The organism is uncultured Pelagimonas sp., assembly GCF_947498515.1.
Taxonomy (GTDB): domain Bacteria; phylum Pseudomonadota; class Alphaproteobacteria; order Rhodobacterales; family Rhodobacteraceae; genus Pelagimonas.
The window spans coordinates 322,989-345,591 of record NZ_CANMKO010000003.1 but is presented as its reverse complement, the minus strand read 5'-3'; the positions used below and the strand labels follow the sequence as shown (position 1 = coordinate 345,591).

Here is a 22,603-nt window from a genome sequence, read left to right as displayed (position 1 = left end):
ATGGGCAAAGTGATCTGCGTCGGGCTTGGCCCCGGTGATCCCGACCTTATGAGTGTCCGCGCCGATCGTTTGATCCGCAATGCTGACCATGTCGCTTTCTTTCGCAAGATTGGGCGAACGGGTCAGGCGCGCAAAATTGTTAACGGCATAATCAATGACGCAGCCATTGAATACCCGATGGAATACCCGGTCACGACCGAGATTCATTTCAGTGATCCCGAATACAACCGATTGCTGTCTGAGTTCTATGATGACTGGGCAAATCGATTGGAAGGTTTGTCTAAAGATCAGGATGTTATCGTCTTATGTGAAGGTGACCCCTTCTTTTACGGGTCCTTCATGCACCTACATTCCCGCCTTCAGGACCGCGCCGAAATTGAAGTCGTACCGGGTATTACCGGCATGTCCGGGTGTTGGACAGCCACCGGCACGCCGATCACTTGGGGCGACGACGTCTTAACCGTTTTAATGGCAACACTGTCAGAAGAAGAGTTGAGCAGACGTGCCGCCGATACGGACGCCTTGGCTGTTATGAAAATCGGGCGCAACCTGCCAAAACTAAAACGCGCTCTTGAGGCCGCAGGACGGCTTGAGGATGCATGGTTGATCGAACGCGGAACCATGCCCGGGCAGCGCATTCAACGGCTGGCTGAAGCAGAAGGCGATTGGCCCTATTTCACCATTGCCGTCGTACACGGTCAGGGACGCCGCCCATGACGGGCTGGGTTCAGGTGGCCGGCCTTGGCCCCGGCGACGACGGTATGATCACCCAAGAAGTTCGGGACGCCATCACAGAAGCCACTGATATCGTTGGGTATATCCCATATGTCCGCCGAATTGCGCCTCGCGATGGCCTTACTTTGCATGAAACCGACAATCGGGTTGAGCTGGATCGTGCCAAACATGCGCTTGAAATGGCATCAGACGGTAAGCGCGTGGTTGTCGTGTCTTCCGGTGATCCCGGTGTGTTTGCCATGGCCTCCGCCTTGTTTGAGGCGCTTGAAGCCGGGTCGCCAGAATGGCTCGATTTAGATATTCGAATCCTGCCCGGTATCACGGCGATGCTTGCGGCGGCGGCCCGTCTTGGTGCCCCTTTGGGGCATGATTTTTGCGCTATTAACCTGTCGGATAATCTCAAACCTTGGGACCTGATTGAAAAACGACTACGCTTGGCGGCGCAGGCTGGTTTTGCGATGGCGTTTTACAACCCAAGATCGAAATCACGCCCCCATCAGTTTGGTCGTGCACTTGAGATTTTACGTGAGGAATACGGATCAAGAACCTTGATTTCATTTGCAAAAGACGTCACTAAGCCCTCGCAATCTTTGACAACTGTTCCACTGGGCGACGCTCTGCCCGAAATGGCGGATATGCGGACCGTAGTCATTGTTGGCAACAAAGACACCCGGAAAGTTGGACGGTTTGTCTATACGCCAAGGTCTGCGGAATGACCCAACCAGTGCAAAACCTGATCCAAATCGCCCAAAATCATGCGCGACGGGACTTTTGGTCGGGCAATCATGATCACCTCAATTCCCAGTTCTCGCGCCACATCAAGTTTTGCGCGCGCGCCGGAACCACCGGCATTTTTGGAAACGATGATTTGGGTTTTATGCCGCGAAAGCAGCGCCTTATCGGACGACATTGTGAACGGCCCGCGGTCAACAACGACTTCACAGTTTGGCAAAGGCAAATCGGTAGTCGGAGCATCCACCAACCGCAACAAATATCGATGTTGCGGCGCTACGGAAAAGGCCGACAAGTTCTGTTTTCCAATCGCCAAAAACACCCGGCTCACTGCTTTGGGCAAGGCCGCTACAGCACCGGAAATGTCAGAAACATCGGTCCAACGATCCCCTATTCCGGCCTTCCAAGGGGCACGTTCAAACCCGCGCAATTCGACCCCAACCTTGTGACAAGCGGCAACAGTGTTGGAGCTCATTTGAGCCGCAAAAGGATGTGTGGCGTCAACAACTTTTGTGATGCTCTCGCGTTTCAAAAACGCGACCAAGCCATCTACACCGCCAAACCCACCGATACGTGTTGGCAAGGGCTGCGCAACCGGAGACCGGGTGCGCCCCGCATAGGAAAACACCGCATCGGCCCCACGATCGGCCAAAGCTTTGGCCAACGCGCTGGCTTCGGTGGTGCCGCCGAGCACAAGGATGCGTGTCATGTCTAAGCCTGGTCCTTTGCCATGGTTAACCATCATCGGTATCGGCGAAGATGGACTAAACGGCCTATCGCCCGCAAGCCGAACCGCCATAGGTGAGGCGGAATTTGTATTTGGCGGGGCGCGCCATTTGAAATTGGCGGAGTGTGAAGACAAAGGTCGGGCGTGGAACGTTCCGTTTTCCATCACCCCGGTGCTCGACTGCAAAGACCACAAAACCGTGATGCTCGTATCCGGCGACCCGTTTTGGTACGGGGCTGGGGCGACAATTGGCGACTTTTTGACACCAACCGAATGGGTTACGCATCCGTCGCCCTCGACTTTTTCGATGATTGCGGCCCGGCTTGGCTGGCGTATTGAAGAGACGAATTGCATCGGCTTGCATGCCGCCCCTTTTGAACGCCTCGTTCCTGAATTGGCAAATGGACAAAGCTTTATCTGCACCTTGCGGGACGGAACATCCCCCGAAAATCTGGCGCATTGGTTAACGGATCAGGGGTTCGGGGTCAGCGCGTTAGATATTTTCGAATGCCTTGGTGGCCCAAATGAAAGGCATCTAACCTGTCGCGCCGATAAATTTGATTTGGATACAATGGCTGCCCCTGTCGCTGTTGCTTTTGAAGCCAAATCAAGGACCAACGCGGGCCTTTCTCATGCGCCCGGTCGGCTGGAAACCTGTTTTGTAAATGATGGGCAAATCACCAAAGCTCCCGTTAGGGCCATGACCATCGCGGCGTTGCAACCGCGCCCTTTTGATCTTCTCTGGGATCTTGGTGCTGGGTCCGGATCTGTGTCGGTCGAATACCTGCTGGCCGCGCCAAAAACGCGCGCTGTCTGTGTTGAGACCCGCGAAGATCGCGTCAAAAACATCGTTGAAAACGCACGACGTTTTGGGTTGGATCACCGTATGACCCCCGTTCATGCGGACCTCATGGATCACATCGACACCCTGCGTTTTAGCGCCACCCAAGCACCGGACGTCATTTTCATTGGCGGCGGGGCCAATGACGCGGTTCTTATCGCGATTTTTGAACTTTGCGCACCGGGAACCCGGTTGGTGATAAACTCGGTCACCTTGGAAACCGAAAGCCTATTGACCCAATGGCATGGTGCCAAGGGTGGTCATTTGCTCAAACTAGAATTGTCAGAAGCGGCTCCGTTGGGCCGGATGCGCGGTTGGGATCGCGCCCGCCCCGTTGTTCAATGGAGCGTCACCCTATGAAGGTCGTTGGCGTCGGATACCGGTCCGGAGCGGGCATGTCTGCTCTGAAGGATGCCGTAGACACGGCTGGAACTGGCGCAGAGGCTATTGCCGTTTCGGATCATAAAACCGATTTGGCAGCAGTTACCGACCTCGCCACCACACTCAAAATCCCCTTGATCACCGTCTCTCAGGTTGATCTGGAAAAACAAACCACCCTGACCCAATCACCCCGCCAACAAGAGCGTTTCGGCGTTGGGTCTTTGGCCGAGGCGGTTGCCCTTGCTGCGGCTGGGCCAAACGCGCGCCTGCTTGGGCCTCGGGTCATATCATCTTGCGGCATGGCAACGGCCGCATTTGCAGAAGGACACACCCCATGACCGTCCATTTTATCGGAGCCGGCCCCGGGGCCGCCGATTTGATCACCCTGCGCGGACGTGACCTCATCGCGTCTTGCCCGGTTTGTCTTTACGCAGGCTCTTTGGTGCCCGAAGCCTTGCTTCAGCATTGCCCGGACGACGCGCGGATCGTGAACACTGCGCCGCTGGCGTTAGACGACATCATCGCCGAAATCAAAGCCGCCCATGACGCCGGTCAAGACGTGGCGCGCCTGCATTCTGGCGACTTGTCGGTCTGGTCGGCCCTTGGGGAGCAAACCCGCCGCTTGCGTGATTTAGGCATCCCCTATGATGTGACACCGGGTGTTCCGGCCTTTGCGGCGGCTTCGGCGGCTTTGGGGGCGGAATTCACCCTGCCCGGCGTTGCCCAATCCTTGGTTTTGACCCGCACATCGGGGCGCGCCTCTTCGATGCCAGAACACGAAACACTTGAAAACTTTGCCAAAACCGGCGCGACCCTGGCGATCCACCTCTCGGTTCATGTTCTGGAAGACGTGATTGCGCGATTGACCCCATATTATGGCGGCGATTGTCCGGTCGCGGTTGTCTGGCGCGCGACTTGGCCTGATCAACGCATTGTGCGCGCCACTCTCGACACTTTGGAAGAGGCCACCGGGGGCGAGCGCGGACGCACTGCCTTGATCATGGTGGGTCGGGCCATTGGGGCCGAAGAGTTTGACGAAAGTTGCCTTTATGCCGGGGATTACGATCGTCGTTATCGCCCGGTTGGCACCAACCCACGTTTCCCGGAGGGGCAAGAATGAACACGCCCGGCCTCGTCATATCCGCACCGGCCTCTGGCACCGGAAAAACCACTCTGATGTTGGGGCTTTTGCGCGCCTTTGCCCAGCAGGGCAAAACCGTTCAACCGTTCAAAAGTGGCCCGGATTATATTGACCCAGCGTTCCACCGGGCCGCCTCTGGTCGGGCTTCGGTGAACCTTGATAGCTGGGCCATGTCGCGCGGCATGATTGCCTCGCAAATCTCGGCCGCCGCAAATGCCGATTTGGTTTTGGCCGAAGGGTCCATGGGCCTGTTTGATGGCGTCGCGGTAACCGGTGAAACCGGAAATGGGGCCAGCGCCGATATTTCCGAACTGACCGGTTGGCCGGTGGTTTTGGTCATCGACGTGTCCGGTCAGGCGCAATCCGCCGCCGCCGTCGCCAAAGGTTTTGCCAGCTACAACCCCAATGTCAAACTGGCCGGTGTTGTGTTGAACCGCGTGGCCTCGCCGCGCCACGATGCGCTTACCCGCGTCGGAATGGAAGCGATGGGCATCGAGGTTTTGGGGTCTTTGCCTCGGGTCAAATCGATCGAAATGCCCGAACGCCATTTGGGACTTGTCCAAGCTCAGGAACAGGCCGGTTTGGACGCGATCCTTGATGATGCTGCCAAGTTCGTGTCCGAACATGTGGATATGGAGCGGGTTCTTGCCGCCGCGCAACCATGCAAGCCAATCACCGGCCCTGCCCCGCGCCTAACCCCGCCGGGCCAGCGCATTGCCTTGGCGCAGGATGACGCTTTTTCCTTTGTCTATCCGCATCTTGTTGCGGCTTGGCGCGCGGCTGGGGCCGAAATCCTACCGTTTTCCCCGCTGGCCGACCAAGCCCCCGACGACAGCGCGGATATTTGTTGGCTTCCCGGAGGTTATCCGGAATTGCACGCCGGGAAAATCGCCTCCGCCCAAAACTTTCGAGCCGGGCTTCAAGCCTTTGCCATGACCCGCCCGGTTCATGGGGAATGTGGGGGCTATATGGCCATGGGCGAGGCTTTGATCGACAAAGATGGCACGCGCCACCAAATGGCCGGCCTTTTGGGGCTGGTCACGTCTTATGCCAAACGCAAAATGCACCTTGGCTATCGTCAGGCCGAGTTAACCCACCCCCTGCCCGGTTTTGCCACCCGAAGCCAATTGCGTGGGCACGAGTTCCACTATTCCACGATTTTGGACCAGCCCGACACGCCTTTGGCTTGCGTGCGTGATGCAAACGGCGCAGAAGTCCCCGAAACAGGATCGGTGCGCGGTTTCGCCAGCGGCACCTTCTTTCACCTGATTACGGAGGCCACCTCATGAGCGGTTTCGTCAGTTTTGTTTCCTCTGGTCCCGGTGATCCAGAGCTTTTGACCGTCAAGGCGGTGAACCGGCTTCAAAACGCCGATGCGATCCTGTTTGATGACCTAAGCTCGGGTCCCATTTTGGCCCATGCGCGTGAGGGGGCGGATATGGTTGGCGTCGGCAAACGCGCCGGTCGCCCGTCGCCAAAACAGGAACACGTCAGCAAGCTTTTGGTTGAATACGCCAAGGCCGGTGGCCGTGTGGTGCGTTTGAAATCCGGCGACGCCGGTGTTTTTGGACGCCTCGAAGAAGAGCTTATTGCGCTTCGTGAGGCGGGAATTGAGTACGAAATCATCCCTGGCGTGACCTCGGCCTCCGCTGCCGCTGCCGCTGCAGGTATTCCATTGACGCGTCGCTTGACCGCCCGCCGGGTGCAGTTTGTCACCGGCCATGATGTCACCGGTGCCCTGCCAGAAGATCTCAACATGGCGGCTTTGGCCGACGATACGGTGACCACTGTGGTATATATGGGGCGTCGCACATTTGCGAAAATGGCCGATATGTTGATGGCTGCTGGATTGCCCGGTGACACCCGCGCCATGTTGGCCGAAGCGGTGTCGACCCCTGAACAGAAAATCAGCTTTCATACGGTCGAAGAATTGGCCCGTGATTTGGCCGGTCATCCAAGCCCCTCACCCGCGCTCATTCTTTATGGACCGCTAGCGCAACCAGATGGTTGACAAGAATCCGACACTCGTGACAAGCCTTTAAAACGACGGTTCCTCAACGGCAAAGCCAAGAGGATGAAAAGGGAACACGGTGAGGTGTAGCCATCAGGCGCCAAAACCGCGACTGCCCCCGCAACTGTGAGCGGAGAGCTTGCCCGGACGATGCCACTGCCCCAACGGGTGGGAAGGCCCGGACAAGCAAAGACCCGCAAGTCAGGAGACCTGCCGCCGGGGGTGCCACAGGCACCCCAATTTGAAGCTCTGGGCCGAACTGGCCCTCTTTAACAAATCGCCGTCGGGTTGGACGGTTGGGAGACAGTAATATGCACGTAGAACCAGGAATCGTAGACGCCGCAAAGATCGGCCTAAGCTACGCAACCGCCGCGGGCGCGGGCGGTGTTGCCACCAAAATGGCCATCGACACAGTTCGTGCCTCTGGCGTTTCCAAAATGGTGACTCGGACGGTTTTGGCTACAGCCGCGACCTTCACATTCTTTCAAGTGTTGCCACATTTTCCGGTTGGGATCTCTGAGGTTCACTTCATCCTTGGATCAACCCTATTTTTGATGCTGGGCGCGGCCCCTGCCGCCTTTGGTCTTGCTCTGGGTCTGCTGCTTCAGGGGCTTATGTTCGCCCCGACCGATCTGCCGATGTATTTCGTCAACGTCACCACTCTGCTGGTGCCCTTGTTCGCTATGGCGGCCCTTGCCAAACGCATCATCACCCCGGGCACCGCCTATGTTGACCTAAGCTACAAACAAACTCTCGCGCTTTCGACCGCCTTTCAGGCTGGCGTTGTCGCTTGGGTCGCCTTTTGGGCGTTTTATGGTCAAGGTTTTGGTGCCATGTCGTCAGTCATGTCCTTTGGCGCAGCTTACATGATGGTTATCCTGATCGAGCCACTGATTGATCTGGCCTGCCTTGCCGGTGCCAAGTCAATCCGCGACATCAAAGCGTCGGGCATTCTCACCTCGCGCGTTTACAACGCCTGATCTGGGATTTATCCGAGACTTACGCGGCCCCCAATCTTGCGGGGCCGTGTTTCGTTTAAGAGGCTGACACATGATTGAATTGCTTCTGGTTGGCGTTGGCGCTGGCAATCCAAAACACCTCACCCTCGAAGCGATCGAGGCACTCAACAGTGCCGACGTGATCCTCATCCCGCGCAAAGGGCCGGGCAAAGACGATCTTGCTGGGTTGCGCCGCGCCATTTGTCGCGATGCGTTACACAATGGTGGTCCGCATCAGCACGAATTTGACCTGCCCGTCCGTGACCCGAAGACACCCGACTACATCCAACGCGTCAATAACTGGCACGATGCCATTTCCGCGGCTTGGATCGATGCCATCACATCACAAGTCGGCAACTCTGGGCGTGTCGCCTTTTTGGTCTGGGGCGATCCGTCACTTTATGACAGCACCCTGCGTATCGCAGAGCGGGTTCAAACCAAATTGCCCCTGTCCTTGACCGTCATTCCCGGCATTACCTCGGTTCAGGCCCTGACCGCTGGCCATGCCATTCCGCTCAATACGCTTGGCGCGCCGGTCACGATCACCACAGGTCGTCAATTGCGTGAACATGGCTGGCCCGACAACACCGAAACCTTGGTTGTTATGCTCGATGCCGGGGGGGCCTTTGAATCTCTCCCGCCCGAAGACTTTGATATCTGGTGGAGCGCCTTTGCCGGTATGCCCGAAGAGGTTCGCATCGCCGGCCCCCTCATTTCCGTGGCCAATGACATTCTAGAAACCCGGTCCAAGGCCCGCGCCGATCACGGCTGGATCATGGATGTTTACCTATTAAGAAGGCGAACCGCCTAGCTCTGCGGGTTCGCTTCTTCTTTCCACAAAAATACCCTGGGGTGACTTGGCCCTAGGCCAAGAGGAGGCAACGCCCCCTTTTTCCTAAATTCTCGATACCCCCTTTAAATCCCTCAAAACACCGCCTATATTCAAAGCGTTCCCTCGGGAACTATGGACATAAACGCGCTCGTAATAAGCGGATCGGACCCGGGGGCGGTACCCGGCGTCTCCACCAAATCATTCTGGGGTGATCCTTCATTTGGGGATTTCAATCAGATCTGGGGGGACGAAATAGGATCGACGAACGTCTAAAGGGGTTAGCTTTGTTTCGGCTGTCTGCCACCGTTATCGGCGAAAACTGTACAATTGCAAATGACAATCGTGCTCCGGTAGCCCTAGCAGCGTAAGCTGTTCGGAAAACCGAAAATTAAGCCCTTGCGCCTAGCCGCGTAAGGCGGGGTTCGCAGGTACCTGGCAACAGAAACCTGCACTTCCCTCCTCCTGATCTGTCTAATAGCGCTCTTTTGACGTGGTTGCCTTTTGGGTGTCACCTCGTGGCTTCAATCACAATTAACCTGATTGATTTAGACACAAGCCATGAGCTACGCCCCGGAACAAACACCCAATATTATCGACGATGTCATGCGTGATGTCTGGATTCGCGAAGACCTCGATGCGATCGACATCTACTTTCATCCCGATGCCAAATTTCATGGCCGCATCCGTGACACCATTCTTAATCGCGACGAGTTTCGCGATTGGGTGGCTCAATTTCAATCCATGGCCTCGATCACATCGTTCAAACGCGTTTTTACGGTCGAGGGTGCCGATGGGCGGTTTGGTCATGTGATTGAAGGCGCTCTTTCCTCGCACAGCTCTGGGAAAACCGGCTTGCTGATGGGGATGTTTTTTGACCGCGTTCAGAACGGTGTCATTGTCGAATCCTATGCCAATGCCGACCTGATGAATTTCTTTGAAACAACCGGCGCGGTTCCGGAAAACGCCATGTTGCTAATGTTGGCTGGTGCGACTCTTACCTAGCCCCAACGCCTCTTTTTCCTGTTGCGCCTTTTGCCTTGTCCTGTCACCTCTCAGCCATGACACAGGCCCCTTCGACAACTGACCTAATCCGCGTTTTTGGAAAAATCGGCGTGACTTCCTTTGGCGGACCTGCGGCGCAAATCGCATTGATGCATCGCAGTCTGGTTGAGGAGCGTGACTGGCTTAGCGAAGAGCAGTTTTTGCGCGCCTTGAGTTTCTGTATGATGCTTCCGGGACCAGAGGCGATGCAGCTGGCCACCTATGCCGGCTGGCGGCTGCGCGGCATAACCGGCGGCGTCATCGGCGGGTTGTTGTTTGTGCTGCCCGGCGCACTCGTTATCGCAATACTTGCTCTCCTTTATGCAAATTTTGGCAGTCAGCCACAGACAGCGGCGCTTATGCTTGGGGTAAAGGCCTGCGTTGTTGTCATCGTCGCCCAGGCCCTGATGCGCCTATCCCAAAAAGCTCTGAAAACGCCGACATCTTTGATCCTCGCTGGCTTGTCCTTCCTTGCGATCTTTGCCCTCGGCATCCCCTTTCCAATCTTGATCGGCATGGCGGCGCTTTGGGGCGCTTGGCATACCAAAGCCATCGCCCAGATAAAGCCACAACCTGTTCAAAACACCTCTCCACGGGTATTGATAGCGTGGGCCGCGCTCTGGCTAGCCCCCTTGCCCATCCTCTGGGCAACCGGGCAAAACCTGCTGTTTTCCCTTGGCGTTTTCTTTGCAAAACTAGCGGTTGTTACCTTTGGCGGAGCCTACGCTGTGCTGGCCTATATGTCCCAAGAAGTGGTGCAAACGCGGGGCTGGCTTAGCACAACGGAAATGGTGGACGCGCTTGGCTTGGCCGAAACCACCCCCGGCCCCCTCATCCTAGTAACCCAGTTCGTGGGAATGTTGACCGGCCATGCACAGGGCGGCGTTGCATTGGCGCTTGCCGCTGGCGCTTTGACCCTATGGGTGACGTTCGTGCCCTGTTTCCTCTGGATTTTCGCCGGTGCCCCGCATGTGGAAAACCTTTTGGCCCGACCACGGTTGCAAGCGGCGTTGCAAGCCATCACCGCTGCGGTTGTCGGGGTAATCCTCAACCTGTCGGTCTGGTTTGCCTTGCATGTACTTTTCGGGCAAGTCGGACAAGTCTCCTTGGGCCCCATCGCCTTTCCTTGGCCCGATCTCACGACGCTTCAACTTGCGGTTTTGCCTTTGATAGCCCTTGCTGCGCTTTTGCTGGGGCCGCTCAAACGAGATGTGTTAACGACATTGATACTCTGCGCTGCAGCAAGTTGGATTTTGAGCCTGATCTGACCAAATCTGCCCTTCCGTTCCGCTCCGAATCCAATATGCTGATTTGCAACTAAGGAAAGCAAAGATATGTCCTCGGGTATCGACTACGGAAAACTGATGCATCATGCCATGCGTGGCCTGATTCAAACGGTTCTGGAAGACGTCAAACAAAACGGGCTTCCAGGGGAACATCATTTCTTTATTACGTTTGACACCGGTCATCCGGATGCGCGTTTGGCCGATTGGCTCAAGGAACGCTATCCCGAAGAAATGACCGTCGTCATGCAGCATCAATATGATGATCTTGAGGTCACGGATGAAGGGTTCTCAATAACCTTGTCCTTTGGGGACGCACCAGAACCGCTTTATATTCCCTACGATTCGATCGAAACCTTTGTTGATCCATCGGTTGAATTTGGTTTGCGCTTCGAATCTCAGGACGGTGATGAAGATGATGATCCGGAGCCGCCAGAAGATCATCCAGATGGTGACCGGTCTGAGCCCGAACACCATGATGCCGAAGTGGTAAGTTTGGATCGCTTTCGTAAATAAATGTGCGTAGGCGCACATTCATCAGGAAAATAGATAAAACAGTCGGCACCAACGTGCTGGCTGTTTTACTTTTTTGTGAAGTTTCGCCGATAGTTGACCTTAGGTCTTGCCCAATCCCACTTGGCCGCTCATGTTTAGACATGCGTAACCAAAGACAGGGTGTTTTATGTCGCTGCAATCCGGGCTGCCGCTCTTTCTGGGTCAATTGATCCGCTCACCGCAAAAGATTTCGGCAATTGCGCCGTCTTCTGTGGCTTTGGCTCGGCGGATGGCGATGGAATTGCCGCAGGATCGCAGCGGGCCCGTTGTGGAACTTGGTGCCGGCACTGGGAAAATCACCCAAGCGCTTTTGGAGAGCGGCGTTACACCGAAGGATCTGCATGCTTTTGAACTCAACGAAGAGTTCGTCGACCGGCTGCACACCTCGTTTCCCGACATCCATGTGCACCACAACAAGGCGCAGGATATGGGCCAACTGGGCCTAAATAACGTCCGCGCGGTGGTTTCCGGCCTGCCGTTTTTGTCGATGCCGGGAAGCATTCAGATCGCGATTCTCCGCGCATCATTTCGGGCAATGGGCCCCGACGGCGTTTATATTCAGTTCACCTATGGCCCAAAATCCCCGGTTCAGGAGCGCGTCGCCAAGGCGCTAGCGCTAACCTATACTAAGTCTGAGACAATTTGGGCCAACCTACCGCCCGCTCGTGTCTATTCCTTCCGCCGTAGCATGGTATAAGCACCCCAATTCCGCCCCTGCGCGCATCTTGCCAGTTGCTCTGACCGGCTGAGATCGCTATGCGGCATGCAATAGTATACAACGCGAGGAGACTCCGATGGCTGACACCCGTACTGAAACCGACAGCTTTGGCCCATTGGAGGTTCCCTCCGACAAGTATTGGGGCGCACAGACACAGCGCTCGATCATGAACTTTCCCATTGGTTGGGAAAAGCAGCCCGTCGCCATCGTGCGCGCCTTGGGTGTGATCAAACAAGCCTGTGCCATGCAAAACAAAGCCACCGGCGCGATGGACGCCAAAATCGCCGATGCGGTGATTGCCGCCGCTGGCGAAGTATTTGAGGGCAAGTTCGACGATAACTTCCCATTGGTCGTCTGGCAGACCGGCTCCGGCACCCAATCGAACATGAACTCCAACGAAGTGATCGCCAACCGAGCCATCGAAATGCTTGGCGGCGTGATCGGGTCCAAAGATCCGGTTCACCCTAACGATCACTGCAACATGGGTCAGTCGTCCAACGACACCTTCCCAACCGCAATGCACATCGCCACCGCCATGTCGGTGCGTGACGTCTTGGTGCCCGGCCTGACCAAACTGGCAGAGGGACTTGAGGCCAAAACCGAAGAGTTCAAAGACATCATCAAGATTGGCCGGACCCACACACAAGACGCGACGCCGCTGACATTGGGTCAGGAGTTTTCCGGTTATGCGCATATGATCCGTCAGGGTCTGGCCCGCGTCGATGCCGCCCTACCCGGCATCTATGAGTTGGCCCAAGGGGGTACCGCGGTTGGTACCGGTCTGAACACCGCGCCGGGTTGGTCCGAAGCCGTTGCCGCCCATATGGCCGAGATCACCGGCCTGCCTTTTGTCACCGCCCCAAACAAATTCGAAGCGCTGAGCGCCCATGACGCCATGGTGTTTATGTCCGGCGCTTTGGCAACGGTTGCGGGATCGATGTACAAAATCGCCAATGACATCCGTTTCTTGGGCTCTGGTCCACGCTCGGGTCTTGGCGAATTGATCCTGCCTGAGAACGAGCCTGGCAGCTCGATCATGCCAGGCAAGGTTAACCCAACCCAAGCCGAGGCGATGACCCAAGTCGCCGCGCATGTCATGGGTAACAATGCCGCCATGACCTTTGCCGGGTCGCAGGGCCATTTTGAGCTCAACGTTTACAACCCGATGATGAGCTATAACCTGCTTCAGTCGATCCAGTTGCTGGGTGACGTCGCCGATAGCTTTACCGAGCGGATGTTGAACGGCATCAAGGCCAATGAACCCCGCATCGACAAGCTGATGAAAGAGAGCCTGATGCTGGTCACAGCGCTGGCCCCGACCATCGGTTACGACAACGCTACCAAGGTTGCCAAAACCGCGCATAAGAACGGTACGACCCTCAAGGAAGAGGCCATTGCGCTAGGCTTTGTTGATGAGGCGACATTTGACGCGGTTGTACGCCCAGAACAGATGATAGGCCCGAAAGCCTAAGGAACATTGGGGACCAGCCCCCAAATCCCTTAAGGTTTTTGCAAGAAAGTAGAGACGCCCAAGATTTTCTTGGGCGTTTTTCGTTTTATGCGACGGGAATGGCCGTCTGATCCGTATTAGAGGCCTATACACTAAAAAGGACCGGGCAATGGCACGTTTTTCCCCCTATTGGTTGTGGTTGGTTTTGGCCTTACCTGCTTTTGGCATGGTGGCCGGATTGGTCGAAGGCAATGACCCTAAAATCTACCACCAGCTTTTGCATCCAACCGGTGAATTTGCCGCCCGGTTTACCATTATTGCTATGCTGGCAAGCCCCTTGGCCTTGATCTTCAAAGGTTGGCGCGGGCCGCTTTGGCTTAAGAAGAACCGACGTTACTTTGGGGTTGCGGCATTTTTCTATGCGATTGCACACACAGTTTTCTATGTAATCGACGCCGCGACATTGACCAAAGTGATCGCGGAGCTGCCTAAGCTTTATATTTGGACCGGCTGGTTGGCCTTTGCGATTTTCATTCCGCTTGGCGTGACATCAATGGACTATTTCGTACGGGTCATGGGCCCACGTTGGAAGACCTTGCAACGCTGGACATATGCTGCCGCCGCCTTGACCCTGTTGCATTGGGCATCTCTGCACAATTGGGAAGGTCTCGCCCCAGCTCTGGTCCATTTTGGCCCACTGATCGTGCTTGAAGCCTACCGCATTTGGTATTGGTACCTGCGTCCCCGTCCGGCGCGCGCGGCTTAAGCTTGGCAAGGATTACGGTCTTGGCTATGGTTTCCCTATGGCTGAGATCGTAAACCTAAATCAATTCCGCAAACAAAAATCGCGTGACGCAAAACGCCAAGAGGCCGATGAGAACGCGACAAAGTTTGGCCGAACCAAAACGCAGAAAACGCTGGAAAAATCCAAACAGGATAAAGCCAAGCGCGATTTGGATGGGCATGAACGCGAATGAGCGGTCGCCCCGAGAAACACTCTTTGACGCTCAAAGGACACCGGACATCTGTGTCACTGGAAGCTGAATTTTGGCGGGAGTTTCGCACAATCGCGGCGCGTCGGAATTTGCCGATCAATGCGCTTGCGGCAGAGATTGATGCGGCCCGCGACCCCGATGTGGGCCTTGCGTCATCGATCCGGGTGTTTATCTTGAACGATCTGCTGGACCCAAAACCCACCTAAGCGGCCAAACGCCCTATTTCACCGGGAAAACAAAACAGCGGTCGCGACGTACCGTCAACCATAGTGGTGTTCCCGGCTTTGGCATAAACACATTCGGCACCGTCGCCTTGAGCATTTGCCCATCATGGTCCATGCGGAATTCAACAAGGCTTTCAGACCCCATAAACCGGGCACGTTCAACAATGCCACGCGCCGGGGTGCCGGCCATTGCCGTCGGGTTTGGCCCTTTGCCATGACGATCAAAGTCGATGCTAACATGTTGTGGGCGAAAAACGATCTCGACTTCAGAGCCGTCTGGCTGCCCCGGAGCTAGGAATTGCCCAAAGGGTGTATCGGTCAATGATCCTTGAACTCTACCGCGTAACACGTTGACATCACTAAAAAACGCAACCGCCTCTCGATCAACGGGAGCGTTGTAAATGTTATAGGGCGCACCGCGCTGCACGATCTTACCACCGCGCATCAAGGCGATCTCATCGGCCATGCGCATCGCCTCTTCTGGCTCATGCGTCACCAATAAAACCGACGCCCCTTCTTCCTTTAGAAGGTCCAATGTTTCGTCACGAATGCCATCACGCAGACGGTTGTCGAGCCCCGAAAACGGCTCATCCATCAGCATGATACTCGGACGCGGCGCCAAGGCGCGGGCCAAGGCAACCCGTTGTTGTTCGCCACCAGAGAGATGATGGGGATAGGCGTCGATGAAATGCGCCAACCCAACGCGTTCCAAAAGCGACAAGGCACGCGCCTTTTTCTCGGCCGCGGCGGTAGTCAGGCCAAAGGCAACGTTTTCACCCACTGTCAAATGCGGGAAAAGCGCGAAATCCTGAAACATCAAACCAATCGAGCGACGTTCGGGCGGCACGCGGAATACCGTGTCACAGACCAACTGCCCATCAACATGGATCTCGCCGCTGTCTTGCATATCGACACCGGCAATCATGCGCAGGGTTGTCGACTTGCCACAGCCCGATGGGCCCAAAAGACACATGACTTTGCCGGGTTCGATCGACAAGGACACATGATCAACAACCGGTTTGCCTTCGTAGATGCGCACCAGGTCGCGGATTTCCAATCGGGGATGGGTAGATTTGGTCAAGCCGGCCTCGCGTTAATTCCGATGTAAGTCCTCGGGATTAACGCGAGAGGTAGCAGCCTTAACCGTCGGTCGCAACCCTGCGGCTGCCTGCAAAGACTGCGACAAAGCCCAGCACAAGCACAACAATACAGATGGCAAACAGCTGTTCGTATTTGTGGCCTTCGGGCAGGATCATCATCATGGTGTCGCTACCGCGCGCGAAATAGGCATAGGCCCCAATCATTGCTGCCCCCCAAGCCACCATATAGGCCCAGAGATCGATCTGACGGTTGAAGACCAGACCGACCACCAAAACCGGCGTCAGGAACATGCTGGCGGTTCCGGAAACGGCAACGGCGTCAAACAAGGTCTGGCTCCCCCAAAGAGTCAGAGCCGTGCCAGCAAGAGTGAATACGATCATTGCGGCACGGCCACCGTTTAAGCTCCGCGGGGCAAGGCGCAACTCTTCAACCACCAAGCGCGACGCGGAACTTAGTGCGGAATCCAAAGTCGAAAGAGCCGAGACCAACAGGGACAAAATCAGCGCGGCAAAAACCCATGGGGGGAACATCCCCGCCCAAGTTCCGAGTAATTGCCCTTCGTAGTCAGCACCTTGCAGGCTGGCTTGAATGCCAAAGAAGCCAAACCCAATGATGCAAAGCGCCGAAATCCAAAAGGCATGGAGAAAGGAGGCGCGGGTTGTTTTCGCATCAGCAAGAAAGCCGCGATCCATCATCACCGGATCATGCACCGGATAAGAAAACACCTGAAGCGCGGCGACAGACATAAGAACCCAACCCAAATAGCCGCCTGATTGTCCCGGAGCCGTTAGAACCGCCGAGAGCGAGAAATCCGGGCTGGTGAGGAGAAAGCCAAAAGCGACGGCAAAGATGACGAGAAACAACGACATTTGCAAAACATCTGTCCGCAACGCCGCCGACAATCCACCCCACGCCGAATACCCCAAGGCCAAGGCCGCCACGATCAAAACCGCCGTGGTGCCGGACCCAGCTGACACGGCGTTGAAGATTAGGCTGACGACTATCAGGTTGGCAAAGACTTCGGACAACAGACGCAACGCGATCACAAGGTTGTAGGCCAGTGTGCCGGTGGTGCCAAAACGTGCGCCCAACCAATCTTGAACGCTTGTGGCCCCGTTGGCGCGCAGATGGCCAACCACATAAGCCCCGGTTAGAAAGGAGCCGTAATAGGCCGCATAGGCCAAGGTGCCTGCAATGCCATAGAAATACCCCAAGATCGCGGAGTTCATCAACGAGCGGGCGAAAATCCATGTGGTGACTTGGCTTAACACCAGTGTCCATAGGCCCGGTGCCTGACCGCTATCACCAGTGCCGCCAAAAAAACCCTCAACCGTGGCGCGGCGCGGGGCCACCACGAGGCTTAGAACAAGAACGGCACCGAAAACGGCAACCAAGGTAAGGGTTTGCATGATAGGTCTCCAGTCGCGTCCCCTGCGCTAACAGGAGAGACACCCATCGACCAGAGGCGTTACACCTGCCTTGCGCAAATGTGAGGAGATGTCAGGACAGCGCCTTGGCCAAACGTGGCAGGCGCGCCTTTTTGAGCAAGGCTCGCATCTGCCAATCGTCGCCCGATAGCCGTCGGGCTTCGGCTAAAACTGCGTCTGCCACATGCTCCAACGCTTCTGGATTTGCCTGCCATAGCCCTTGTAAAAAGGCATCCGGGTCAGAGCGAGCAAGCCCCTCTTCGGCCAAGATATTGCGCGGAAAATCCTTGGCGTTCAGCGTGATGATCATATCCGCCGACCCTGAAATCGCCGCTGCCAAGACGTGGGTGTCGTTTGGGTCAGGAAGATAGAGACGATCTTGAACCGACGGTTTCCACGTCACCTCGGCCTTGGGCCATTTGGCTCGCAAAAGCGCAATTTCGCCCCGCGCCTGTGCCTCGCCATTCGGGCCAAGCTTGTTGGCGGCGCGCGCCCATTCTTCGAGAATGCGGGCGGACCATTGCGGGGTGAAAAGCCCCTGCCCGGCCGCGCCCAAAAGCATCTCGCGCATCACTGTTGGAAACAGAACGCAGGTATCAAGCAGGATCTTCACAGACGGAAGAACAGCGCCTTAAGGTAACCACTTTCGGCCAGCTGTGGCAAAAGCGGGTGATCCGGCCCGGCCGTTCCCGTATGCAACAACTGGGCACGACGTCCGGCCCGGCCAATGCCGCGCAAACACGCGCCGGTAAAGCTATTGGTATCGGCCGCATGCGAACAGGAACATAGCACTAAATAGCCGTCATCCTTGACCAAGCCCGCCGCCAAACGTGCCACGCGTTCATAGGCGCGCAGGCCTTTGTCCAATGTTTTCTTGGACGGTGCAAAGGCCGGTGGGTCACAGATCACAACATCAAACTTAAGGCCCTCTTTGGCCATCTCGGACATAACGTCAAACGCATCCCCTTGACGCGTGTCGAGAACCTTGCCCATCTTTTTGGCACCAGCTTCGGCAAGCTCAAGCGCCGCGGCTGATCCGTCTATGGCCACCGCAGTTTTTGCCCCATTGGCAAGCGCCGCCAAAGCAAAACCACCAACATGAGAAAACACGTCCAAAACACTGGAATCGCCGGACAAACGCGCCGCGAATCCGTGGTTATCACGCTGATCAAAGAACAATCCGGTTTTCTGACCACCGGTCAGATCGGCCATATAAGTGGCCCCATTCATCTCGACCGCAATTGCTGCATCCGGTGCTGATCCGCGCAAGACGGTGCTGACGTCATCAAGACTTTCTAGCGCGCGGCCACGACCAGAAGCATTTTTAAGCACATTGGCCACGCCCGTTGCCGCCATAAGCGCATCGGCCATGTCTTCGATCAACATTTCGGCCCAAGCCGCGTTGGGTTGGATTACGGCCGTGTCACCGAAACGGTCAATCACCACGCCGGGCATGCCGTCGCCTTCGGCATGGATCAACCGGTAAAACGGTTTGTCATAAAGCCGGTCACGCATCGCCACGGCTTTGGTCAGTTTATCAAACACCCAATCGCGATCAATGTTGGCCAATACATTGCGGTCCAACATACGCGCCACGATCTTGGACGTCGGATTCACCGCGACGACACCAAGGGCTTGGCGTTCATGATCTTCAAGAACGGCTATGGTACCGGGGGCGATTTTGCGCGTGCGCCGGTCCATGACCAACTCATTGTCAAAAACCCATGGCGCTCCGCGACGGATGGCACGGGCGTTCGCTTTGGGCAATAGGCGCAAAACAGGGATGGAATCGGGGCGATCAGATGCGGAAACGGGGGCTGTCATGCCCCCGCCTTTAACTTGCTTTGCCCCGTTAGGAAAGCGCGATTAGATTTGATCGATGCCTTTGACCAAACGTTCCCCTTGATCGGCCCAACCACCGGGTACTGTTAGCTCGGCCTTGATCACGCGTTCCAAATGGCGGTGAATACGTTCTTTCATGGTTAGGCCCTGACGATCGGCGTTGATCGCCCGGCGTCCGCCAAAGGCCTTAAGATCGGCTTTGACCGACCGTAAAACCACGATCTGACCGCTCTGAGCGTCGCGCAGAAGAATATCAAAGTTGATCGAATGCACGCCACCGACGGTGTAGCGGGTTTTTTCAGTGATCGAATGGAAGCGGCGAACCACGATCTCGGCTTTGACGGCGTGACCGTCCGTTAGGCTATGACGTGCCCGGCTTAGACTTTCCTGAAAGATGTAACCCACTTGGTCCTTGCGATCGCCAATGGCATCGCCACGCCAAACGATGTCGGCGACAGGATAATAAAGGTTGGCCTCTGACACCGACAAATCTTCGGGAACAGTGATCGAATAGTTGACGATTTTATAGGCCGCACGTGTTTGCGATTGGCGCTGCGGCACTTCTGGCTGGGCTGCGACCACAGGAACAACCGCGGCGCCGGTTTGAACGGGTGGCAACGCTTCAAACGGTGCGTTGCGGGTGGCCACATCCGGCATTCCGCCACAAGCCGACAGCGCGCTCATCATTGCTACGGCGGCTACAATACGAATAGGTGTCATGGTTCTGCCCTCTTACCCAATGTCGTGCCGGCCTCTCCGGCGATCCGCTCTTTGGCGGTTTTCATTGTTTGTTAACCTGACAGGCGAATCGGCCTGAACTAGGGCGGGTTTGAGGCAAATTGGCGGTTTTATCGTGGATAGCTAAACAGCGAACCCAATCGAACAAAACCGAAGATCAAAAAGAAGAGACTGACATGAACATAGCAATACCGACGCATTTTGCCTGTGATTTAAGCTGAATATACCTTTACTGTTAGCGCTAACCAAAATAGACAACAGCCAAGCGCAGCAGGATGGACCCCAGACATGCCAGGCAACTCGCCCCTGAACGACACAATCGCCCGCGTCACCGCCCGTATCGAAGATCGATCACGTGATATGCGACGCACCTATCTGGATCGAATGCGCCAAGCGGCCGAAGACGGCCCGCGTCGCGCGCACCTCACATGCGGAAATCAGGCCCATGCCTATGCCGCCATGGGCAGCGACCAAGACGCTTTGGCCACCGGACGCGCACCTAACCTCGGGATTGTCTCGGCCTACAACGACATGCTTTCGGCGCATCAACCCTATGAACGCTACCCTGACATGATCCGCGAGGCCGCTCGCAGCGTTGGTGCAACGGCGCAGGTTGCCGGTGGTGTGCCCGCCATGTGTGACGGTGTCACCCAAGGGCAGGTCGGCATGGAATTGTCGTTGTTTTCACGTGATGTGATCGCTCTGTCTGCGGGTGTTGCGCTATCGCACAATACGTTTGATGCGGCTTTGTATTTGGGTGTTTGCGACAAAATCGTCCCCGGTTTGGTGATCGCGGCGGCAACATTTGGCTATATCCCGGCCCTTTTCCTACCTGCTGGTCCTATGCCTTCTGGCTTGCCCAACGACGAAAAGGCCCGCGTGCGCAATCAATTCGCCACCGGCGAAGTTGGCCGTGATGAGCTGATGAAGGCAGAAATGGCCTCTTACCATTCTCCCGGCACCTGCACCTTTTATGGAACGGCCAACACCAATCAGATGCTGATGGAGTTCATGGGTCTGCATTTGCCAGGAAGCTCTTTTGTCAATCCCAACACGCCGCTTCGCGATGCGCTTACCGTCGCCGGTGCCAAACGGGCGCTGGAAATCACCGCGCTAGGCAACGACTATCGCCCCGCTTGCGACGTGCTGGATGCCAAGGCCTTTGTGAACGGTCTTGTTGGTCTTATGGCGACGGGCGGGTCCACAAACTTGGTCTTGCACTTGCCCGCAATGGCCCGCGCCGCAGGTATTGCGCTCGAACTTTCCGATTTTGATGAAATCTCGTCCGTAACGCCTCTGATGGCCAAGGTCTATCCAAACGGCCTTGCCGATGTGAACCATTTCCATGCTGCCGGCGGGTTGCAGTACATGATTGGTGAATTGCTCGATGCTGGGTTGATGCACGAAGATGTGCAAACCGTCGCGGGCACCGGTATGAGCCATTATACTCAGGAACCGCGCCTCACCGACGGCGCGATAAGCTTTGTCGATGGGGCCAAAGAAACCCAGAACGACAAAATCTTGCGCCCGGCACGGGATGCGTTCCAAACAACCGGCGGCTTAAAACAACTAAGCGGCAATCTGGGCCGAGGCGTTATCAAAATCTCTGCCGTCGCCCCTGAACGCCACGTGATCGAAGCCCCAGTGCGCATTTTCCACGAACAAACCGACGTGAAAAAGGCGTTTCAAGCGGGTGAATTCACCTCAGACACCATTGTTGTTGTCCGTTTCCAAGGGCCGAAATCCAACGGCATGCCTGAGCTGCATAGCCTGACGCCGACGCTGACCGTTCTACAAGATCGCGGTCTCAAAATGGCCTTAGTCACCGATGGGCGTATGTCCGGCGCGTCCGGCAAAGTGCCCGCCGCCATTCACATAAGCCCCGAGGCCGCAAACGGCGGGCCGCTGGCTTACCTGCGCGATGGCGACATTGTCCGCCTTGACGCGGCCAACGGCACACTGACCTGCCTGACCGAAGGTTTTGACACCCGCGAACCCGCCACCGCGGACCTTTCCGGGAACGGCCATGGCGTTGGGCGCGAGCTTTTCGCCGCCTTCCGTGCCAATGTTGGCCTTGCCTCGGACGGTGCGGCCGTTGTCGTCTAACCACGTTCCCCGTTTCGCTAGATAAACTCCCGCCGGAGGCACCCTCCCCTCCGGCATGACCAAAGGTTCAAAAGACATGACACCTCAAGACGCAAGCATTGCTTCTGAAAAACTCTGCCGTATGGCCCCGATCATTCCGGTGATTGTGGTCGAAGACCCGGCCCACGCCAAACCATTGGCCCAAGCGTTGGTACGCGGTGGATTGCCTGTACTCGAAGTCACGCTGCGGACCGCCGCCGCCCTAGAGGTCATTGCGGAAATGGCCACCGTCGAAGGCGGCGTTGTTGGTGCGGGCACCTTGCTTACACCTGCCGATGTTGCTGCTGCGAAAGATGCTGGCGCAAAATTTGGCGTCTCGCCCGGTGCGACCGACAGGTTGCTAGATGCGGTCGAAGACGCCGATCTGCCTACCCTGCCCGGAGCGGCGACGTCGTCTGAGGTCATGCGTCTTCTTGAGCGCGGCTACACCGTTCAGAAGTTCTTCCCAGCCGAAGCCAATGGCGGTGCCCCTGCCCTCAAGGCCATCGGCGCGCCACTGCCACAGGTGCGGTTCTGCCCCACCGGTGGCGTGTCTCTTAAGAACGCCAATGATTACCTAAGCCTGTCCAACACACTGTGCTGTGGTGGGTCTTGGGTCGCCCCAAAGGATCTGATGATCAAAGGCGACTGGGACGGTATCGAAAAGCTGGCGGCCGAAGCCGCCGCCCTACCGCGGAGCTAATGAG

At 56.5% G+C, this 22,603-nt stretch carries 25 protein-coding genes, 1 other RNA gene and 1 riboswitch; of the genes, 20 read left to right on the top strand and 6 right to left on the bottom strand.

The features are described 5' to 3' along the window. Entirely contained in the window at positions 1 to 717 is a 717-nt protein-coding gene (locus Q1A43_RS08040) for a precorrin-2 C(20)-methyltransferase (protein WP_299934022.1), read from the top strand. Continuing rightward, complete coding sequence (cobJ, locus tag Q1A43_RS08035) at positions 714 to 1,451, top strand: precorrin-3B C(17)-methyltransferase (protein ID WP_299934020.1); 738 nt, start codon at positions 714 to 716, stop codon at positions 1,449 to 1,451. The genes Q1A43_RS08040 and cobJ overlap by 4 nt, the downstream gene beginning before the upstream one ends. On the opposite strand, the gene Q1A43_RS08030 is transcribed toward cobJ, so the two are convergent. Further along, a complete protein-coding gene (locus Q1A43_RS08030; RefSeq protein ID WP_299934018.1) occupies positions 1,427 to 2,176 on the bottom strand; it encodes a cobalt-precorrin-6A reductase in 750 nt (249 codons plus the stop codon). The two genes, cobJ and Q1A43_RS08030, sit on opposite strands and share 25 nt — an antisense overlap. On the opposite strand from Q1A43_RS08030, the gene cbiE reads away from it, so the two are divergent. From cbiE to Q1A43_RS07950, 16 genes are all read left to right on the top strand, one after another. Next, positions 2,175 to 3,395, top strand: coding sequence for a precorrin-6y C5,15-methyltransferase (decarboxylating) subunit CbiE (gene cbiE, locus Q1A43_RS08025; protein WP_299934016.1), 1,221 nt, complete (start codon positions 2,175 to 2,177; stop codon positions 3,393 to 3,395). The genes Q1A43_RS08030 and cbiE overlap by 2 nt on opposite strands. Beyond that, positions 3,377 to 3,754, top strand: a complete 378-nt coding sequence (locus Q1A43_RS08020; protein WP_299934014.1) for a cobalamin biosynthesis protein — start codon at positions 3,377 to 3,379, stop codon at positions 3,752 to 3,754. Before cbiE ends, Q1A43_RS08020 begins: the two co-directional genes overlap by 19 nt. After that, entirely contained in the window at positions 3,751 to 4,536 is a 786-nt protein-coding gene (gene cobM / locus Q1A43_RS08015; RefSeq protein WP_299934012.1) for a precorrin-4 C(11)-methyltransferase, read from the top strand. The genes Q1A43_RS08020 and cobM overlap by 4 nt, the downstream gene beginning before the upstream one ends. Continuing rightward, the gene (locus tag Q1A43_RS08010) at positions 4,533 to 5,846 is read left to right on the top strand and encodes a cobyrinate a,c-diamide synthase (RefSeq protein ID WP_299934010.1); all 1,314 of its coding nucleotides are present in this window, start codon (positions 4,533 to 4,535) and stop codon (positions 5,844 to 5,846) included. Before cobM ends, Q1A43_RS08010 begins: the two co-directional genes overlap by 4 nt. Then, a complete protein-coding gene (gene cobA, locus Q1A43_RS08005; protein WP_299934009.1) occupies positions 5,843 to 6,568 on the top strand; it encodes a uroporphyrinogen-III C-methyltransferase in 726 nt (241 codons plus the stop codon). The genes Q1A43_RS08010 and cobA overlap by 4 nt, the downstream gene beginning before the upstream one ends. A 19-nt stretch (positions 6,569 to 6,587) precedes the next feature. After that, a riboswitch (cobalamin riboswitch) is annotated at positions 6,588 to 6,801 on the top strand. Between the two features lie 78 nt (positions 6,802 to 6,879). Further along, entirely contained in the window at positions 6,880 to 7,548 is a 669-nt protein-coding gene (locus tag Q1A43_RS08000; protein WP_299934007.1) for an energy-coupling factor ABC transporter permease, read from the top strand. Positions 7,549 to 7,618: 70 nt separating this feature from the next. After that, the gene (cobF, locus tag Q1A43_RS07995; protein WP_299934005.1) at positions 7,619 to 8,377 is read left to right on the top strand and encodes a precorrin-6A synthase (deacetylating); all 759 of its coding nucleotides are present in this window, start codon (positions 7,619 to 7,621) and stop codon (positions 8,375 to 8,377) included. Positions 8,378 to 8,476: 99 nt separating this feature from the next. Continuing rightward, positions 8,477 to 8,851, top strand: a transfer-messenger RNA (tmRNA) gene (gene ssrA / locus Q1A43_RS07990). 105 nt (positions 8,852 to 8,956) lie between these two features. Next, positions 8,957 to 9,400 (top strand): nuclear transport factor 2 family protein, encoded by a 444-nt coding sequence (locus tag Q1A43_RS07985; protein WP_299934003.1) that lies wholly within the window; start codon positions 8,957 to 8,959, stop codon positions 9,398 to 9,400. A gap of 56 nt (positions 9,401 to 9,456) precedes the next feature. Then, positions 9,457 to 10,707 (top strand): chromate efflux transporter, encoded by a 1,251-nt coding sequence (chrA, locus tag Q1A43_RS07980; protein ID WP_299934001.1) that lies wholly within the window; start codon positions 9,457 to 9,459, stop codon positions 10,705 to 10,707. Between the two features lie 66 nt (positions 10,708 to 10,773). Beyond that, positions 10,774 to 11,238 (top strand): ClpXP protease specificity-enhancing factor SspB, encoded by a 465-nt coding sequence (locus tag Q1A43_RS07975; RefSeq protein ID WP_299922102.1) that lies wholly within the window; start codon positions 10,774 to 10,776, stop codon positions 11,236 to 11,238. Positions 11,239 to 11,404: 166 nt separating this feature from the next. Then, a complete protein-coding gene (locus Q1A43_RS07970; RefSeq protein ID WP_299933999.1) occupies positions 11,405 to 11,974 on the top strand; it encodes a class I SAM-dependent methyltransferase in 570 nt (189 codons plus the stop codon). Between the two features lie 97 nt (positions 11,975 to 12,071). After that, positions 12,072 to 13,466, top strand: coding sequence for a class II fumarate hydratase (gene fumC / locus Q1A43_RS07965; RefSeq protein WP_299933997.1), 1,395 nt, complete (start codon positions 12,072 to 12,074; stop codon positions 13,464 to 13,466). A gap of 148 nt (positions 13,467 to 13,614) precedes the next feature. Continuing rightward, positions 13,615 to 14,211 (top strand): ferric reductase-like transmembrane domain-containing protein, encoded by a 597-nt coding sequence (locus tag Q1A43_RS07960; RefSeq protein WP_299922096.1) that lies wholly within the window; start codon positions 13,615 to 13,617, stop codon positions 14,209 to 14,211. A gap of 37 nt (positions 14,212 to 14,248) precedes the next feature. Continuing rightward, positions 14,249 to 14,422 (top strand): DUF4169 family protein, encoded by a 174-nt coding sequence (locus Q1A43_RS07955; protein ID WP_299933995.1) that lies wholly within the window; start codon positions 14,249 to 14,251, stop codon positions 14,420 to 14,422. Beyond that, positions 14,419 to 14,646, top strand: coding sequence for a ribbon-helix-helix domain-containing protein (locus tag Q1A43_RS07950; protein ID WP_299922092.1), 228 nt, complete (start codon positions 14,419 to 14,421; stop codon positions 14,644 to 14,646). The genes Q1A43_RS07955 and Q1A43_RS07950 overlap by 4 nt, the downstream gene beginning before the upstream one ends. Before the next feature lie 13 nt (positions 14,647 to 14,659). Here the strand turns inward: Q1A43_RS07950 and Q1A43_RS07945 are convergent, their stop codons facing one another. The 5 genes from Q1A43_RS07945 to Q1A43_RS07925 all read right to left on the bottom strand — a co-directional run bounded on the left by Q1A43_RS07945 (position 14,660) and on the right by Q1A43_RS07925 (position 19,754). Further along, positions 14,660 to 15,721: an ABC transporter ATP-binding protein gene (locus Q1A43_RS07945; protein WP_299922090.1), complete on the bottom strand. Its 1,062-nt coding sequence runs from the start codon at positions 15,719 to 15,721 to the stop codon at positions 14,660 to 14,662. Positions 15,722 to 15,803: 82 nt separating this feature from the next. Further along, positions 15,804 to 17,174 carry a sodium:proline symporter gene (locus tag Q1A43_RS07940; RefSeq protein WP_299933993.1) on the bottom strand — a complete coding sequence of 457 codons (1,371 nt, stop codon included), beginning with the start codon at positions 17,172 to 17,174 and terminating at the stop codon, positions 15,804 to 15,806. A gap of 91 nt (positions 17,175 to 17,265) precedes the next feature. Continuing rightward, complete coding sequence (locus Q1A43_RS07935) at positions 17,266 to 17,805, bottom strand: RSP_2648 family PIN domain-containing protein (protein ID WP_299933991.1); 540 nt, start codon at positions 17,803 to 17,805, stop codon at positions 17,266 to 17,268. Continuing rightward, on the bottom strand, positions 17,802 to 19,016 hold the full coding sequence (locus Q1A43_RS07930; RefSeq protein ID WP_299933989.1) for an RSP_2647 family RNA methyltransferase: 1,215 nt from the start codon (positions 19,014 to 19,016) through the stop codon (positions 17,802 to 17,804). Before Q1A43_RS07930 ends, Q1A43_RS07935 begins: the two co-directional genes overlap by 4 nt. 42 nt (positions 19,017 to 19,058) lie before the next feature. Next, positions 19,059 to 19,754 carry a DUF6778 family protein gene (locus tag Q1A43_RS07925; protein WP_299933987.1) on the bottom strand — a complete coding sequence of 232 codons (696 nt, stop codon included), beginning with the start codon at positions 19,752 to 19,754 and terminating at the stop codon, positions 19,059 to 19,061. A 306-nt stretch (positions 19,755 to 20,060) separates the two neighbouring features. Here Q1A43_RS07925 and edd point away from each other — a divergent pair, with 306 nt between their 5' ends. Next, positions 20,061 to 21,878 carry a phosphogluconate dehydratase gene (gene edd, locus Q1A43_RS07920; RefSeq protein WP_299933985.1) on the top strand — a complete coding sequence of 606 codons (1,818 nt, stop codon included), beginning with the start codon at positions 20,061 to 20,063 and terminating at the stop codon, positions 21,876 to 21,878. 76 nt (positions 21,879 to 21,954) lie between these two features. Continuing rightward, positions 21,955 to 22,599, top strand: coding sequence for a bifunctional 4-hydroxy-2-oxoglutarate aldolase/2-dehydro-3-deoxy-phosphogluconate aldolase (eda, locus tag Q1A43_RS07915; RefSeq protein WP_299933983.1), 645 nt, complete (start codon positions 21,955 to 21,957; stop codon positions 22,597 to 22,599). Positions 22,600 to 22,603 lie beyond the last annotated feature (4 nt).